Source organism: Methanomassiliicoccales archaeon (assembly GCA_013415695.1).
Classification (GTDB): domain Archaea; phylum Thermoplasmatota; class Thermoplasmata; order Methanomassiliicoccales; family JAAEEP01; genus JAAEEP01.
On the sequence record JAAEEP010000027.1, the window covers coordinates 1 to 14586 of the forward strand.

Annotated in this window: 13 protein-coding genes; 4 read left to right on the forward strand and 9 right to left on the reverse strand. The window is 54.3% G+C overall.

What is annotated here, in order from left to right; translation table 11 throughout:
• Together GKC03_09575 and GKC03_09580 are read left to right on the forward strand one after the other, a co-directional pair.
• The coding region (locus tag GKC03_09575) for an LPXTG cell wall anchor domain-containing protein (protein ID NYT12775.1) at nucleotides 1–309 on the forward strand (309 nt) is incomplete at its 5' end.
• A gap of 95 nt (nucleotides 310–404) precedes the next feature.
• Nucleotides 405–1619, forward strand: coding sequence for a tungsten cofactor oxidoreductase radical SAM maturase (locus GKC03_09580; protein ID NYT12776.1), 1215 nt, complete (start codon nucleotides 405–407; stop codon nucleotides 1617–1619).
• Nucleotides 1620–1639: 20 nt separating this feature from the next.
• On the opposite strand, the gene GKC03_09585 is transcribed toward GKC03_09580, so the two are convergent.
• The 3 genes from GKC03_09585 to GKC03_09595 all read right to left on the reverse strand — a co-directional run bounded on the left by GKC03_09585 (nucleotide 1640) and on the right by GKC03_09595 (nucleotide 4191).
• Entirely contained in the window at nucleotides 1640–2113 is a 474-nt protein-coding gene (locus tag GKC03_09585; GenBank protein NYT12777.1) for a DUF3795 domain-containing protein, read from the reverse strand.
• Between the two features lie 62 nt (nucleotides 2114–2175).
• Entirely contained in the window at nucleotides 2176–3486 is a 1311-nt protein-coding gene (locus tag GKC03_09590; GenBank protein ID NYT12778.1) for an amino acid permease, read from the reverse strand.
• A 396-nt stretch (nucleotides 3487–3882) separates the two neighbouring features.
• Complete coding sequence (locus tag GKC03_09595; GenBank protein ID NYT12779.1) at nucleotides 3883–4191, reverse strand: hypothetical protein; 309 nt, start codon at nucleotides 4189–4191, stop codon at nucleotides 3883–3885.
• Between the two features lie 532 nt (nucleotides 4192–4723).
• On the opposite strand from GKC03_09595, the gene GKC03_09600 reads away from it, so the two are divergent.
• Nucleotides 4724–5131 (forward strand): hypothetical protein, encoded by a 408-nt coding sequence (locus GKC03_09600; GenBank protein ID NYT12780.1) that lies wholly within the window; start codon nucleotides 4724–4726, stop codon nucleotides 5129–5131.
• Nucleotides 5132–5169: 38 nt separating this feature from the next.
• Here the strand turns inward: GKC03_09600 and GKC03_09605 are convergent, their stop codons facing one another.
• From GKC03_09605 to GKC03_09625, 5 genes are all read right to left on the reverse strand, one after another.
• Nucleotides 5170–5328, reverse strand: coding sequence for a hypothetical protein (locus tag GKC03_09605; protein ID NYT12781.1), 159 nt, complete (start codon nucleotides 5326–5328; stop codon nucleotides 5170–5172).
• 174 nt (nucleotides 5329–5502) lie between these two features.
• A complete protein-coding gene (locus GKC03_09610; protein ID NYT12782.1) occupies nucleotides 5503–7107 on the reverse strand; it encodes a DUF835 domain-containing protein in 1605 nt (534 codons plus the stop codon).
• A gap of 278 nt (nucleotides 7108–7385) precedes the next feature.
• Entirely contained in the window at nucleotides 7386–9473 is a 2088-nt protein-coding gene (locus tag GKC03_09615; GenBank protein ID NYT12783.1) for a PAS domain-containing protein, read from the reverse strand.
• A 122-nt stretch (nucleotides 9474–9595) separates the two neighbouring features.
• The gene (locus tag GKC03_09620) at nucleotides 9596–9931 is read right to left on the reverse strand and encodes a hypothetical protein (protein ID NYT12784.1); all 336 of its coding nucleotides are present in this window, start codon (nucleotides 9929–9931) and stop codon (nucleotides 9596–9598) included.
• Nucleotides 9932–9965: 34 nt separating this feature from the next.
• Nucleotides 9966–11273 (reverse strand): amino acid permease, encoded by a 1308-nt coding sequence (locus GKC03_09625; protein ID NYT12785.1) that lies wholly within the window; start codon nucleotides 11271–11273, stop codon nucleotides 9966–9968.
• 260 nt (nucleotides 11274–11533) lie between these two features.
• Between GKC03_09625 and GKC03_09630 the strand changes: the two genes are divergently transcribed.
• Nucleotides 11534–12511 carry an ExsB family transcriptional regulator gene (locus tag GKC03_09630; GenBank protein NYT12786.1) on the forward strand — a complete coding sequence of 326 codons (978 nt, stop codon included), beginning with the start codon at nucleotides 11534–11536 and terminating at the stop codon, nucleotides 12509–12511.
• Nucleotides 12512–12576: 65 nt separating this feature from the next.
• Here GKC03_09630 and GKC03_09635 read toward each other — a convergent pair.
• A partial coding sequence (locus tag GKC03_09635; GenBank protein NYT12787.1) for a hypothetical protein occupies nucleotides 12577–14586 on the reverse strand: 2010 nt, incomplete at its 5' end.

A 14586-nucleotide genomic window follows, 5' to 3' on the forward strand; every position in this document is an offset into this window, starting at 1 on the left:
GGTCCGCACAGCTTCAAGTTCGATGTGGAGTTCCAGGGGAACGTGATCTGTCACTTGACCTGGGATGAGCTGAACGGCACCCTTGAGGGCCTGCCGACCTGCCGCAAGACCGGTATCGAGATAGGCCCCTACGAGACGCTGATCATCTATCCCAGCAACTGGACGGACCTCATCCACGCCCAGGTTATAGTGGAAGGCGGGAGCGAGGATGGGGATCTGACATTGCCGCTCATCGGTATCATCGGTCTTGTGGTTGTGGCTGCCGTGGTGCTGTGGTTCTTCTGGAGGAGAAAGAAGGAGCCCCTCTGACCATCTGGTTTGTAGGAAGTGATATCTTATACCATCTGTAGCGCCTAGTCCACAACCTGCATCAGTGAAGCAGAGATGAAATGAGAGGTAAGTGAATGTCCAGGCAGCAAAGGGAGTACAATGATGACCTGAACGATCTGACGATCATCGTGCAAGATCATCTGGGGAATGTGATTTCAGGCGATGCGACGGCAATTGATGAGGACTCTGGGGAATGGATAGTCGAACGTGTTTCCGATGGGTACGCCCTCCGCCGCTCCGTCAACGATATCAGGAAGGTCTTCCTGGAGGTGACATCCCGCTGCAATCTGAGCTGTGAGAACTGCGTTCGAAACGCTTGGGATGAGCCCCTGGGGGACATGACTCGCGAGACATTCGACCGCGTCATGGAGGACCTTAGCGCACTTCCGGAGCTTCGTGAGGTGTACTTCGGAGGATATGGTGAGCCGCTTTTGCATCCCGATTTCGAAGAGATGTTGAAGCGTATCAAGTCGCTTGGAGTCCGGGTCACATTGTCCACTAACGGCACCCTGTTGACCGAAGAGAGGGCAAAGGCGCTGGTCGATCTAAGAATCGATCGAATCTATGTCTCAATGGACAGCCCCAAGGCCGATCTCTTCCGAGAGATTCGCGGTGGCTCAGACCTGGATCTGATCATGGAGAATCTGAAGCGAGTGAGGGCTTTGCGGGACGAAAGAAAATCGAGGTTCCCCACAATAGGCCTCGAGTTCGTGATAACCGACAAGAACTTCGATGATATTCAGAAGCTTCCAGCGCTGGCAAGGGAGGTGGGGGCGTCGATCGTTCTTCTTACCCATCTTCTCCCTCACAATGAGGAGATGATGAGACAGATAGCGTACGGCAGGGAGGCCATCGACCTGCCCAAACCCGAAGCATGGTCGGTCCTTGCTGGGCATTTCGTCATGTGGGGGATGATGTCCACCCCGAGAAGCAGGTGGGGAGCTGACAGAAGGTGTCGTTTCGTGAGTGATAAAGGGCTGGTCATCGGATGGGACGGCGGGGTCAGTCCCTGCTACGCGTTATTGCACTCCTACCCATGCTACATTCTTGGGGATAAGAAGCAGGTCTCGCGCTACATGCTCGGAAATCTGAAAGACAGCTCGCTCGCCGATATCTGGAAGAGCAGGGAATATACGCTGTTCAGGTCGACCGTGACCGACTTCAGGTTCCCATCATGCGTGGATTGTGGGTTGAACTGCGATCTGAGGCAACAGAACGAGGACTGCTACGCCAACGAACACTCTTGTGCGGACTGCCTCTGGGCGCAGGATTTCATACGCTGCCCATGAGGTTCTTCAGACGATAGTATCTACGCTGATTCCCTGGACTTCGAGTACCACAGCTTCTCTCCCGCAAGGAACTCGTCCATCCCCTTCTTCTTGATCTTTCTCAGGTTCAGGAGGATGGCGTCGCCATGACCTCCCTTCAGGAAATCCAGCTTCTGGCAGGTCTCGAAATCGTCGCACTCCCAGCAACCCTCGTACTCGCGCTTCTGGCAGCAGAGTCGTATCTTGCAGCCGGGGTTGGCTCCTCCACCCCTGCATGTCTTGTTGCACCGCATCTTGACCATGTTTCCCAGCACTTCGTAGCAGTCGGGGTACTTCTCGAAGACCCTGAACATGGGTATCTTCGAGATGGCCTCAGCGGTCTTCTCGAACCGGGCCGATCTGAGCTCCTTCCTGAGGTCCCTGGCAAGATCCGCTATGGTGCCCTGGTGAATGAAGCACTCCCCGCAGTAGATACCGCAGTAGGCCACCTTCGTTCTGTCCTCCTCCTTGGCCATTGTATCGATCCATGTATGGGACTTTGGCATATTAATGGGTCATTCGAAAGGTTAAAGACCTTTCAGTATCGACCAAGAACCTCCTTGATCTCCTCGATGGCGCTCCTGCCCCTGGGTGTGTCCTCCAGGATGTAGAGAATTGACCCAGACAGGAGAACAATTGAGCCCAGGAGGATTATGGTCGGGGGCAGCAGGAGTATCATAAGCAGACACGAGATGGCCCCCAATGCGGGGAAAAGCGCTCCGAGCGGTATCCTGAAGTACGACTTGCCGTCCGGTAACTTCTCCTTCCTGCGGATCATGATGATGGCGCTAATATTCACAAGCATCATTGTGGCCAGGATGGAGACGTTTGTGGTGTCGATTATGAAGTCCAGCGAGCCCCAGATGATGAAGACGGCGGATATGACCGACCCCAGCAGTATCGAGTTCACCGGCTGCCCGTTCCTCAGCCTGGCGAACCTCCCCGGGAGCTGCTCCTCGCTCGCCATCTCCATGGTGATCCTGGACGAACCCACGATGTTCGCATTTACGGATGATAGCGTAGAGATGGTGGCCGCGAGGGCAACCACCGTGCCACCCAGCGGACCCAGGAAGACCACGGCGGCATCGAAGACGCTCTCGCTACCGTAGCTTGGGAGATTGGCCGCCATCAATGACACGATCACCCCGACGTAGATGACCATGACCAGGGCAATCGAGATGATAATCGCAATAGGGACCTTCCTGCTGGACTCCTTCACCTCCCCCGCCATCATTGCCGCCACCTGGAAGCCTGTGTAGGCGAAGAAGACCATGGTGACCCCGGTGATCACGCTTCCCGCTCCGTTGGGGGCAAGAGGGCTGAAATCAGAGGTCGAGATATGGGTCAATCCGACAATGACCAGGACCAGCAGGATCGCCACCTTGGTGACGACCATGGATATCTCCGCCTTCCCCGCCTCGGATATCCCCCTAAGGTTGAGCAGGGTGAGCGCCACCAAACCGGCTAGGGCGAGGATCCTGGGGTCAAGATGAGTTCCAAGGAGCAGGTTGAGGTAGATGCCGAACCCGATCATCACGAACGAGCTGGCAATCATCAGGAAGGCGTACATCCCCCACCCGGCCAAGAACCCGACGAAGCCTCCGAGCATCTTCTTCACGTAGAGATATCCCCCTCCGTCCTCGGGGAAGATGCTGGCCAGAGCCGCGTACGAAAGTCCGGAGAAGACAATGATGGCCCCGCCGATGATATAGGATAGGACGGCGGCCGGTCCCGCGATGTTGACGACCAGCCCGCTGAGCACGAAGACTCCTGCTCCTATCATGGTCCCCACGGCGAAGGCGATCGCCGAGAACATGCTCAGACCCTCGGCCCTCTTTGCTCCGTTCATCCTTCCACCTACATTCGGGTGCTCCACGCACTTAGAAACATCCCCATCAAGGGAACCCAAGTCTGCCCATGAGAAAAAACAGGACAACTGGAAAGTGGCTTAAATGTGAAAGCTGAATCAGGGGATGGGACACTACCACTCTGCCACTTTCCATGTTGCCTATTATACCAACGTAATCCGACGTTGATATCTTTGATTTAATTTCGATTTTATAATGATTGAATTTCAATTTATCTACGCTCAATTGATATTTCGGCGGATTGAAAGCGAACCGATCGAAAAGGTCAAGAAAGGATTGGTGGAAACGAGTCCGATCTGTACCGAATGGAGTATCGAAAAAAAGAAAGAAAATGGCCTTTGTGGCCAATTGATTGGGGTTTCGTGAGACTCGCAGGATCACTCGATGGTGATCGGTTTGCCCATGTGGGCCTCGACCAAATCCGCGGTCACTGTTAGAAGACCATCCTTAAAGGTGGCCTTGGCTGAATCCGGATTCACTTGGTACATGAGATTGATGCACTTGTGGACTGGGTTCTTCTTCTCGGGGTTGAAGTCGAAGCAGATCCCCGACTTGTGCACCTCGAGTTTAAGGTCACTCTTTTTCACAAGTGGAAGTGGTTGTTTGAACCAGACCTTCTTCCGGTCGTCAGACAACCTGATTTGGTGCTCAGGCATGATGTAGTAGTCCGAAGGATATCCTCCCATATTCTTTCACCTCCTTTGTTTACAAGTGCCATAGAGATCGATAGGCTCGCAATCGACCTCTAGGCCTCTTGTTTTACAGAAATGAAAAGATGATGGGAGAGTATTAGGACGTGACTGAAATAAACATTAACTTCAATTGAATTTCAATTACATGACATGATAATTTTGTTTGAGATTCATAGGAAACGTGTATCAAGGGCCGTCGATTCTACATCCCAAAGCGCAGCTATGAACCGGTTCACCTAGGTCTTCCTTTGCTAGTTGTCCTATCCAGTAGATTGTGGTCATACAACTTCACGAAGTCGATTACCCGCAAGGAGGGATGGATGCATATCAGAATGATCACGGAAAGGTACCAACCCATAGCTGATACATTAGGTCTATTGGAGAAAGTTGCGGGTCATCGTTTGGTATGTCTCAATCGCGAAGAGAGTCTCGACATAGGAATTGATGCATTCTTCATCTATACTTCAGCCGATATTATGATTCATTGAAATACTGAGAGAATCAAGATAATTCCTGAGGAATTCATATGAGCTTGGGAAACAAGGCCTATGAAGAAATGGGTAAATTCACCATGAGCTTCATCGAATCGGCCGAATGGCACGAAACGGTGGTGAACCTATCCTTCGCATCTGAGATCAAGGGCGATAGCAGGTGGCCCAGTGGAACGAACATGGCATCCGGGACAATATACATGCACCCGGGTGGAAAGGGCCATGGCAAGTGGAGAGGAATACTGACAACGAAAGACGGCGAGATGGTATCGTGGAATGGCATTGGCCGGTCCAAGATGGTCGGGAACAGGAGGAAGGGCATCATGCTAATCTCCTTCATGACCAAATCCGAGAAGCTCTCATGGATGAACTCGGTGATATGCGTCCATGAGGTCGACACCGATATGAGGGAATTCACGGGGATATCTCACGAGTGGGAATGATCCCTATTGCGACGAGATCCGATAGTCCAAATGATCCATCAGATGGATCCGAAGATATGGCAAGTCGCGATAGAATTGGATGAAACTGCAATGAACAGGAATGTTCGAAATGCGCTCTCGTTCTTTGCCCTCTCGACAAGCTTGGTCGTCCTGCCGAAGAAGATGTTCATATCTGTCGACATCACGAGAGCGTCCATCTCCCACTATCCTACGTAAAACCTGAGTAGGCGATGTCCGACTTCCCTCGGGAACTTCAAGCGCCCCTAGTGGGGGAGTTCTCCACTTTCTTTCCACCATTCCCGAGATTCCAATCTCAGCCTCATCCTGAATCATCAATGGTCGTCGCAAAGGTTGGATTCAGGTCCATCCTATCAGATGCTCTCCCTCTTGTGCAGGAATGCCTTTCCCTTCTCCGTGATGTAGATCGCCCTGAGCTTGCCCTCCCTCTTCGTGAAGGCCAATCCCTCCTGCTGGAGCGTCTCCACCCTCTTCGCAGCAGTCACGTAGGAGATCTTGAACCTGGACATCACCTTCTTGAACGACACCATCACGTTGTTCTGGTTCTGGTCGAAAATGAATCTCAGGAGATCGTGGGTCTCGTCCCTCACTATGATCCCCTCGATCTTCTGACTGGGGAGAAGAATCAGCTCGTTCTCGAGGATGGCCAGCTCACCATCGTCCAGTATCTCCGGATCGATCCTTATCAGGCATGTGGCCTGGGATTTCGCCACCAGGTCCGAGATCCTGAACAGTATCTCCATGAAATCTCTGAACTGATACTTGATGAGCAGGTAGTGAACACCGTCTATGAGGATCGCCGGGCGTTCGTTGGACGAGACGAATTCATCGACGACATCCACCAGCTTGTCCAGGCTATCCATTGTCTCCATGTCATCCAGCTTTTCCTCGCTCATCATGATGATCCTGAGATCGTCGGATGAGGCGTACACACTACGAATCGTCTCCGGATTACCCCTTGTGACCACCAGACCTGTGTGCTCCGAGCGGAGCAGATCGTTGAACAGGTTGATGGAGGATAAGGAATCCTTGTCCCTGACCAGGTAGCTCATGCCAAGGACCAGCTTGCCGTGGGCTTCGGCCTCTGGTGTGATGTCCTTGCCAGCAAAGAGAACGCCGATCTCCTCGTTCTTCTCGCCCACGATTACCGAGGCCGAGGCGTCGATGATCTTCTTTGACCCTCTTTTGGTCTTCAACACGATGTCGTTGTTGGTCGAGTTCTTGTCCTTGTAGACCTGATTGATCGTCGCCTTCAGCTTCTTGGGATCATCGAAGACTTCAAGCTTGTCCAGGGTTCGGTTGAGGACCTCCTTTTGAGTGTAGGATGTGAGTTTCTCCATAGATCGGTTCCAGATCTTTATCCTGAACGTCCGATCGAAGGACACGATCAGATCCGAGGCGGAGTCGATCACCCGCCCTAGGAACTCCTTGGCCTCGAGGGCCTCGTTCTCAGCCTTCTCCTTATCCCTGATCTCGTCGTTGAGACGCTTGTTTATGAGTTCCAACTCTTCCGACCGCTTCTGAAGCATCTGGTGGGACAGCTTCAGCTCTTCCTCAGCCTTCCTGGTCCTGGCCCGGATCTCGGCCTCCTTCATCTCCCTGTGGATTGCAGAGTTCAACCGTGCCAAGTTCCCCTTCATGATGTAGTCGTGGGCACCCGCCCTCATGATCTCGACCGCAGTGTCCTCACCGATCTTTCCAGACACTATTATGAATGGGATGTCCTTGCCGATCTTTTTCAGCAGTGAAAGTGCCGACAGGCCATCGAAGGACGGCAGGACGAAGTCGGATATTATCAGATCCCAGTCCTCGTTCTCAAGGCTTTCCCTCATGTCCTCCTTGTTCTCCACCCTCTTGACGATTGGGTTCTTGTACCCCCCCTTTTCCATTTCGCCGATCAGGAGTATCTCGTCATCCTCGGAATCCTCCACCATCAGAACCTTGATAGTATCTTTCATATCGATCATCTCAATGCATCGAGGACAATCATGATGGACCATGCCTCCCAATGAGTCTCATGTACTGCTCGGACGCCAAATGGTATCGATCCTCCTATCATCCGTCCGTTCCCTCATCATCGATCCAAAGGAGCTGCAGTCATTGGACCGTCCTCTTCTCGTCAACGATTCCATATAATGAAGGGCACAAACGATATAATAAAATGATTAAGTTTCAGTTTAAAAACGATTTAAGTAAATGCATATTGATCTGCAAACCAACATTCAGCCAGGCCTTTCTAGGAACCTATAGTGGGCTCGCGAACATCGAAGGTGAAGAAGACTGATGTTCCTTTATCCACTTCGGAACTGAACCAGATCTCTCCTCCATGACGATTGATTATCCTGTTGACGATACTGAGGCCGATGCCCGATCCTGGAAAGTCCTTCTCGGAGTGAATCCTCTGGAAGGGGATGAACAGCTTATCGGAATACTGCATATCGAACCCTTCCCCGTTGTCCCTGATGAAGAATATGGTTCTATTCTCCAGTTCCATCATGCCCACCTCGATCTCCGCCTTCGACCTCCTGCTCGTGAACTTCCAGGCGTTCCCGATGAGATTGGAGAGAAGGACGGCCAACAGGTTCCTGTCCCCCCAGACCTCCATCCCTTCGCGGATGTCGAACTGAACCTCCCTCCGAGAATCGGACTCCTCCAACCTCATGGCAACATCACGGGCGAGTCCGGTCAGATCGACCTTCTCCCAGTTCAACGGCTGTGAGGCTATCCTGGACAGCTTCAGCAGGCTGTCGATCAGGTCATCCATCCTCATAACGTTGCTCCGTATGCGACTCAGGTAATCCCTGCCCTTCTCGTCGAGTGCCTCGCTGTACCCCTCCAGAAGGCTGCTGAATCCATCTATGTGTCTGAGGGGGGATTTTAAATCATGCGAGACTGAAAAGCTGAATGCCTCAAGCTCTTTGTTGATCGCCTGAAGGTTCTTGGTCTGTCGCCTGAGCTCCTTGTTGAGCTCTCTTATCTCAAACTCGGCCTGCTTCTTGTCAGAAATGTCCTTGACTATTCCAACCATGCGATAGGGGTTCCCTCTCCCGTCCCTCAAGACATTCCCTACCTCGAGGACATACTTGACCGTTCCGTCTTCGAGCAGGATACGATGCTCAATGATGTACTCCTTCCCATAGTGAACACACTCCTCGATGGCGGCTAGGAGGCTCTCCCTGTCCTCTGGATGGACACGGTCCATGAAGGCCTGGAAGGTACCGGGAAAGGCCCCGTACTCGAAACCAAAGATGGGCTCCACCTGATCGGACCAGACGAGCTCGTCGGTATTCATGTTCCAATCCCAGCTTCCTATACGAGCTGCTTTTTGCACCAGCTCGAACCGTCTCCTGGTCTCCTCAAGCGCCTCATGGGTCTCGATCTCCTTGGTAAGGTCCCGTATGAACAATATGGAGCCCTTGAACGACTCGTCGTCGCCAATTATGGGGGACGCGCTGACGAGAACTGGAAGCTTGGTTCCGTCCTTTCTTCTGAACTCGAACTTGAATGATTCTTGGACGCCATTCCTGCGCTTATTAATGTGCTCCTCTGCCTCGGGAATCAGATCGGGATCCGCGAACATGAACCCCGGCTTCCCGATGATCTCGTCCAATCGATAGCCGAGCATCTCCAGCATGTTGTTGTTCGCGAAGGTGACCCTTATATTCTCATCGAAGGCCCAGACTCCATCCCGGATATCCTCGATCAGCATCCTGTACATCATCTCGCTCTTCTCCACCTCCCGCCTCTGCACAATCTCGGACGTCATGTCCTCCATGTAGCCGTCGAATCGGATCAGCCGCCCTCTGTCATCCAGTACGGGCATGCTCCTGTCCCTAACATGTCTAATGTCCCCTGATTTGGTGATTATCCTGTACTCCAGATTTGATGGCTTCCCCTGCTTCCTCATCTCGTCTATCTCGGCCATCACCATTGACCGGTCCTCCTCGTGGATGATGTATATCCACAGATCGGGGTCATCCAGCAGCTCCTGAGGGGTGTATCCGGTCAGACCGAGAACCTGATCGCCCACGAAGGTGGTGGTGCACAGGTCGTCCGCTTTGGCGGAGTATATCACCAGTGGAAGGTTCTCGAGTATGTTGCTGAAGAAGTCTCCGTGGTCCCTCACCAGACTCGCGAACATGTCGAGACTCGAGATGCAGCACCTGTCGTCGAGCCTTTTTCCGTGGGGTGAATCAATCTCCTTGAGATCGTTAGAACCTCTTTCCGGTGCCCCGGCTGAATCAAGGGTTTGCCCCTCGTCTTCAGCGGTCTTTCCTTCCTTGACCCCTGCTTCCGCATCATCCTGGGATTTGACCCTGCCCATATGGCCCTCCATCAGACCCTAGCTGCTCTCAATTGCAGCCTCCGCTCCATAAATGACAATTAACCATTGGAGTACAAGTCTCTTAAATGGAACCTATCTCCAAGATTGAAATTGGGGTAGGATCACGGGACCCTTCTCCTGTCTATCTGTTTCCTCTTGTGATCGGGAGCGATCCTCACTTGAGATCCCTCCCTCTGACCTTGGCTATTCGGTGATGGTACCCTCTCAATCTTCCTCAGCTGCTTGATCATCTCCCTTCCCGAATCGGTGAGCCAGTACTCTTCATCGATCAGTTCGATGACTTCCTTCTCCTCCATCGACTTAAGAACCCTCCCCATCATGGCCTCAGGAATCCGGTTCTTTCCAGCGAGTCGATGGAGCGTTATGGGCTCCTCCACCGACAGGTCGTTAATCACGGCCAGCCTTCTCTTGTCCTTGATTATGAATTCCAGCTCCAAATGAATGCCCTGCTTGGACTATGACCACAGGTCATTAATGGGTGTTCCGGTCAACTTCGGATCTGAAGCTGGGATGCCATCTAGTGAATATCGCCCTGAAAGCGATGACCGCTAGGGCCAATGCCCCTATGAGGAGAATCGAGCTCGGATCGGACTGGAACATGGTGAAGCATAAGAAGATGATCGCTCCCAAGCAGGCAAGGAAGCCCAGGAGAGGCAGGGCTAACTTCCAACCGTCAAGCTGGCGGTGCTTGTAGGCGGAGAGATTGACGACCGAGAAGACAGCCAGGAAGACAAGGCTCGAGAAGCTGGCTATCAGGTCCAGGCTCCCGGCCAGCTGTATGATCATGGCGCATATCGCAATGAACAGTACGAAATAAACTGGCACTCCCCCCATGTGCCTCGCGATCAACCCCTTGGGAAGCTGGTTGTCGGATGCCGCCTGCTTGGCCAGCCTTCCCGAGGAGAACAGGGTGGCATTGATGGCCGATGCTGTGGAGAACACCGCGGCAACGAGCACCAGCACGAAACCGATCCGACCAAGGACGGGCTCGGCAACATATGCTAGCACAATCTCAGAGTGCTCCTGGATGACCGAATCGCTGACCGTTGCCGTGGTCACGAAGGCTACCAGCATGTAGATCAGTGTCACGGCCACCACCGATATCATGACCGCTCTGGGGAGGTTCCTCCTGTGATCCTCTATGTCCTCGTAGTCGAATGCCAATAGCTCGAATCCCTCGTATGCCACGAAGATGAGGGAGGCGGCCGCGATCGCACCGCCTATGCCGTGCTCGAACACGGGTAGCATCTCACCTTCGTTGATGACCAGGAAGCCCACTGCAGAGACCAGGATGAGTATGCCCACCTTGGTGTAGACCAGGATGTCCTCGCTGATCCCCGATTCCCTCACGCCCATGAAGTTGATGATGACGAAGAACCCGATGACAATTGCACCAAGCAACCCATTCAGGCTGGGATCCAAGCCGATCAGCCTTCCGCCGTAGGCACCGAATGTGTAGGCGTACAGGGAGATGGTGAATATGTAGCCCACGATCAGGAACCAGCTCACTATCCCCTCGGCCTTCCTTCCCGCAGCCGCCCTCACGAAGTTGAGGCTTCCGCTCCTCTCTCCGAAGTTGATCGTAAGGAGGGAGAGTGATATTCCCGTGATCAGGGCGATGACCCCCGCCAGACCGAAGCTGATGAAGGCAGCGTTCCCGCTCAGAAGGACAGCCTCTCCGAGCACGGCGAAGATCCCTCCGCCCACCATGCCGCCTATGGCCATGCCCACAGCATCTGCAAGACGAAGCTTGCCCCTGGCCCTACCGCCATCACCCATGTCCCACTCGGTGAATTAATTAGACCCAGTCGAATATATTAGTTTACTCGAAGTGCCTCTTGGATATGACCTAGCGCCACTGGTCAACCCTTCAAGATGTCGTTTCGTACTCTTCGCGCATATTCCATTATATGATGGACAGGGACCTCCATGGAGAACTCCAGATGATCGATTGGGAAGAAGATGGCTCATCCTGAGAGCAGGCCCGACAAAAGGCTATAAGCCAGCATCGCGATGCCGGGGTTCTTGGGGAGAAATAGATGCAGAAGCTTTCGGACATCGTGGAGATCAAGCTTGAGGACCTGAAGCCCGAGGAGTTCATCGAGCAGCAGGTCAAGGACATTAAGGCCAAGGTCGGTGATGGAGTGGCCATCAACGCCCTTTCCGGCGGGGTGGACTCTTCCGTGGTCACATTGCTCGGCCACAGGGCGCTGGGAAAGAAGCTGAGGACAGTCTTCATAGACAGCGGCATCATGCGTGAGGGCGAGCCGGAGCGCGTGGTCAGCCTGTTCAAGGAGTTGGGAGTAGAGGTCGAGATAATCGATGCCAAGGCGGAGTTCTTCGGAGCGCTGAAGGGCCTGACCGATCCGGAGGAGAAGAGGGAGGCGGTCACGCAGACCTTCTACAAGACGGTCTTCGGCCGCATCGTCAGGGAGAGCAAGGCCAAATACCTGCTCCAGGGGACCAACTTCACCGATGTGGAGGAGACCGTGGCCGGCATCAAGAGGCAGCACAACATACTGGAGCAACTAGGTATCGACACCAAGAAGGAGTTCGGGTACAAGGTCATCGAGCCCATCATACAGCTTCGAAAGAGCGGTGTGAGAAAGGTGGGAAAGATCCTGGGACTGCAGAAGGTTATCTACGACAGCCCGCCATTTCCTGGGCCAGCTCTCGCTACAAGGGTCATAGGGGAGGTCACGCCAGAGAGGGTGGCGACCGTCAGAAAGGCCACCGTCATAGTCGAACAGGAGCTTAGAGAGGTGGGGGCATTCCAGTACCTCGCAATCCTGCACGAGGACCGTGTGACTGGGATACGAGACAAGAAGCGTGACTTCGGTCTACAGATAGAGGTCAGATGCTGGGACAGCACAGACGCGGTCCACGCAACACCCACCAACCTGCCTTTCGAGAAGCTGACCCGCCTGGCAAACAGGATAACCGCTGAGGTGCCTGGGGTAGTGAGCGTGACCTACAACCTCGCGACCAAGCCACCCTCGACCATCGAGGCCATTTGAGCGGCAATGAGCGAGCATACTCGCTAGCGTCCTAGAAAAAAGGAAGTTGAGGAGGGTTCACATCCTCATTTCCTCAAGATGAACACCAGGACTGCAATTACCCCCACAGCCAGCAGCACTCCAATCACGATCACTATGGTGCTGTCACTGGGCTCTCCATCCCCTCCATCGTCGGGAGTATCCACGATGGTGGTTGACTGTGGGCTTTCGCCCTCATCGTTGACCGCGGTTATCGTGTAGTAGTATGTATGACCGTTCTCCACGGAGGTGTCGTTGTACGATGTTCCGGGATGCGGGACCGTTGCCAGAAGTGTCAGGTTGTCCGAGTCGTTCCCCCTGTAGACGTTGTAGCAGGTGATCTCGCAACCACCGTCGTCAGCTGGAACGTCCCATGCTATCATGACGTATCCATCGCCCGATGAGCATTGAGGGTCCTGGGGAGCGCTTGGAACCGTGGGAACGGTGGTCGCCTGAGGGGTGGCATTGACCATATCGGAGAGTTGCCCTTCCCCGAGGTCGTTGACGGCGGCGACCTCATAGTAGTAGGTGACACCGTTGGTCACGGAGGTATCGTTGTATTCCTGGACGATCCCGAGGTCAGCGAGGAGCTGGAGGGAGGTCGAGGATGTTCCCCTGTAGATGTTGTATCCGGATATCGAGGAGCCACCGTCATCCGATGGAACCATCCATGTGACCAGCACATAGGAGTCCCCGGCCTGGGCCTGAGGGCTCAGCGGTCGAGATGGTGTGGTCGGGGCGAAGGGCGTCGCGTTGACCTCGCTCGACAGCGGGCCCTCGCCTATCGCATTGATGGCGGACACTTTGTAGTAGTAGGTGAGACCGTTGGTGAGACCCGTGTCGGTGTAGTAGAGAACGTTGCCGATGACAAGCAGGAGCGTCTCGGACTCCGAGGTCGTACCACGGTAGATCGCGTAGTTGAGTATCTCGGAGCCCCCGTCCTCCTCTGGGGGAGACCAGCTGAGCATTATCCTAGTATCGCCCGGTGTGGCCATCAAGTCTCCGGGGACCGATGGTGCCGTGAACGCGTTGGGAGTGGCCGAGGCTTCGTTCGAGAGGGGGCCTTCGCCGATCGCGTTGATCGCGCTCACCTGGTAGTAGTAGGTGATTCCGTTGGTCACGGAGTTGTCCTTGTAATCCAGGAATTTCCCGATGGTGGTGAGAAGACTCGGCGATCCCGACATGGTGCCCCGGTAGATCGCGTAGTCGGTGATGATTGATCCGCCGTTGTCCTCGGGTGGGTGCCAATGGAGCCTCGTGCAGCCATCCCCACCACTCACCTCGAGATCAAGGGGGGCCGACGGTATCGTCTGCACGACGCCGACCTGCGGAAGTGCGTCCACCATGTTGGACATTGGCCCTTCTCCCATGGCGTTGAATCCCGTCACACGGTAGTAGTAGACCTGCCCGTTCGTCACCGATGTGTCGTTGAACTGGATGCCGTACACGACCGTCAGGAAGGAGAGCGTCTGCTCGCTCTCCCCGCGGTAGAGGTTGAACCCATCGACCTCCATGCCTCCATCGTCCTCGGGATCCAGCCAGGAGAGGAGAACGTATGAATCGCCGCACTCCGCCTGCAGGCCCATCGGGGCCGAGGGAACTGTGGCGGGCATTGCGCTCGTAATATCAGAGGGATCGCCCTCACCAAGGGAGTTGAACGCCTTCACCAGATAGTGGTAGGTGATGCCGTTGGTCACGGTCGTGTCGTTGAAATTGCTCTCGCCCACGGTCGCTATGTACACCAGTGAGAGCTCATCCGGACCGCGATAGACGTTGTACCCCTCGACTGGGAAACCACCATCGTCCGATGGTGCGGTCCAGTTCAGCTGGACGAATGAGTCCCCTGCCACCGCGGCGAGAGCGAGGGGGGGCGAGGGAGTGGTGCCTGGGGTAGCGGTGACTATTCCGGATGCGGGACCCTCGCCGTGCTCGTTGAAAGCTGTCACCTGGTAGTAGTACTGCTGACCGTTGAGAACCGATGAATCCAGGAAATCAGTCTTCGTTGACATTTCCAGGAAACCCAGAGAGGTCTCCTCCACGCCGCGGTAGATGTTGTA

Bases quoted from the DNA above. Each gene is read 5' to 3' on its own strand.
- GKC03_09580 (NYT12776.1), top strand. From the start codon at position 405: ATGTCCAGGCAGCAAAGGGAGTACAATGATGACCTGAACGATCTGACG.
- GKC03_09585 (NYT12777.1), bottom strand. From the start codon at position 2,113: ATGGCCAAGGAGGAGGACAGAACGAAGGTGGCCTACTGCGGTATCTAC.
- GKC03_09590 (NYT12778.1), bottom strand. From the start codon at position 3,486: ATGAACGGAGCAAAGAGGGCCGAGGGTCTGAGCATGTTCTCGGCGATC.
- GKC03_09595 (NYT12779.1), bottom strand. From the start codon at position 4,191: ATGGGAGGATATCCTTCGGACTACTACATCATGCCTGAGCACCAAATC.
- GKC03_09600 (NYT12780.1), top strand. From the start codon at position 4,724: ATGAGCTTGGGAAACAAGGCCTATGAAGAAATGGGTAAATTCACCATG.
- GKC03_09605 (NYT12781.1), bottom strand. From the start codon at position 5,328: ATGGACGCTCTCGTGATGTCGACAGATATGAACATCTTCTTCGGCAGG.
- GKC03_09610 (NYT12782.1), bottom strand. From the start codon at position 7,107: ATGAAAGATACTATCAAGGTTCTGATGGTGGAGGATTCCGAGGATGAC.
- GKC03_09615 (NYT12783.1), bottom strand. From the start codon at position 9,473: ATGGGCAGGGTCAAATCCCAGGATGATGCGGAAGCAGGGGTCAAGGAA.
- GKC03_09625 (NYT12785.1), bottom strand. From the start codon at position 11,273: ATGGGTGATGGCGGTAGGGCCAGGGGCAAGCTTCGTCTTGCAGATGCT.
- GKC03_09630 (NYT12786.1), top strand. From the start codon at position 11,534: ATGCAGAAGCTTTCGGACATCGTGGAGATCAAGCTTGAGGACCTGAAG.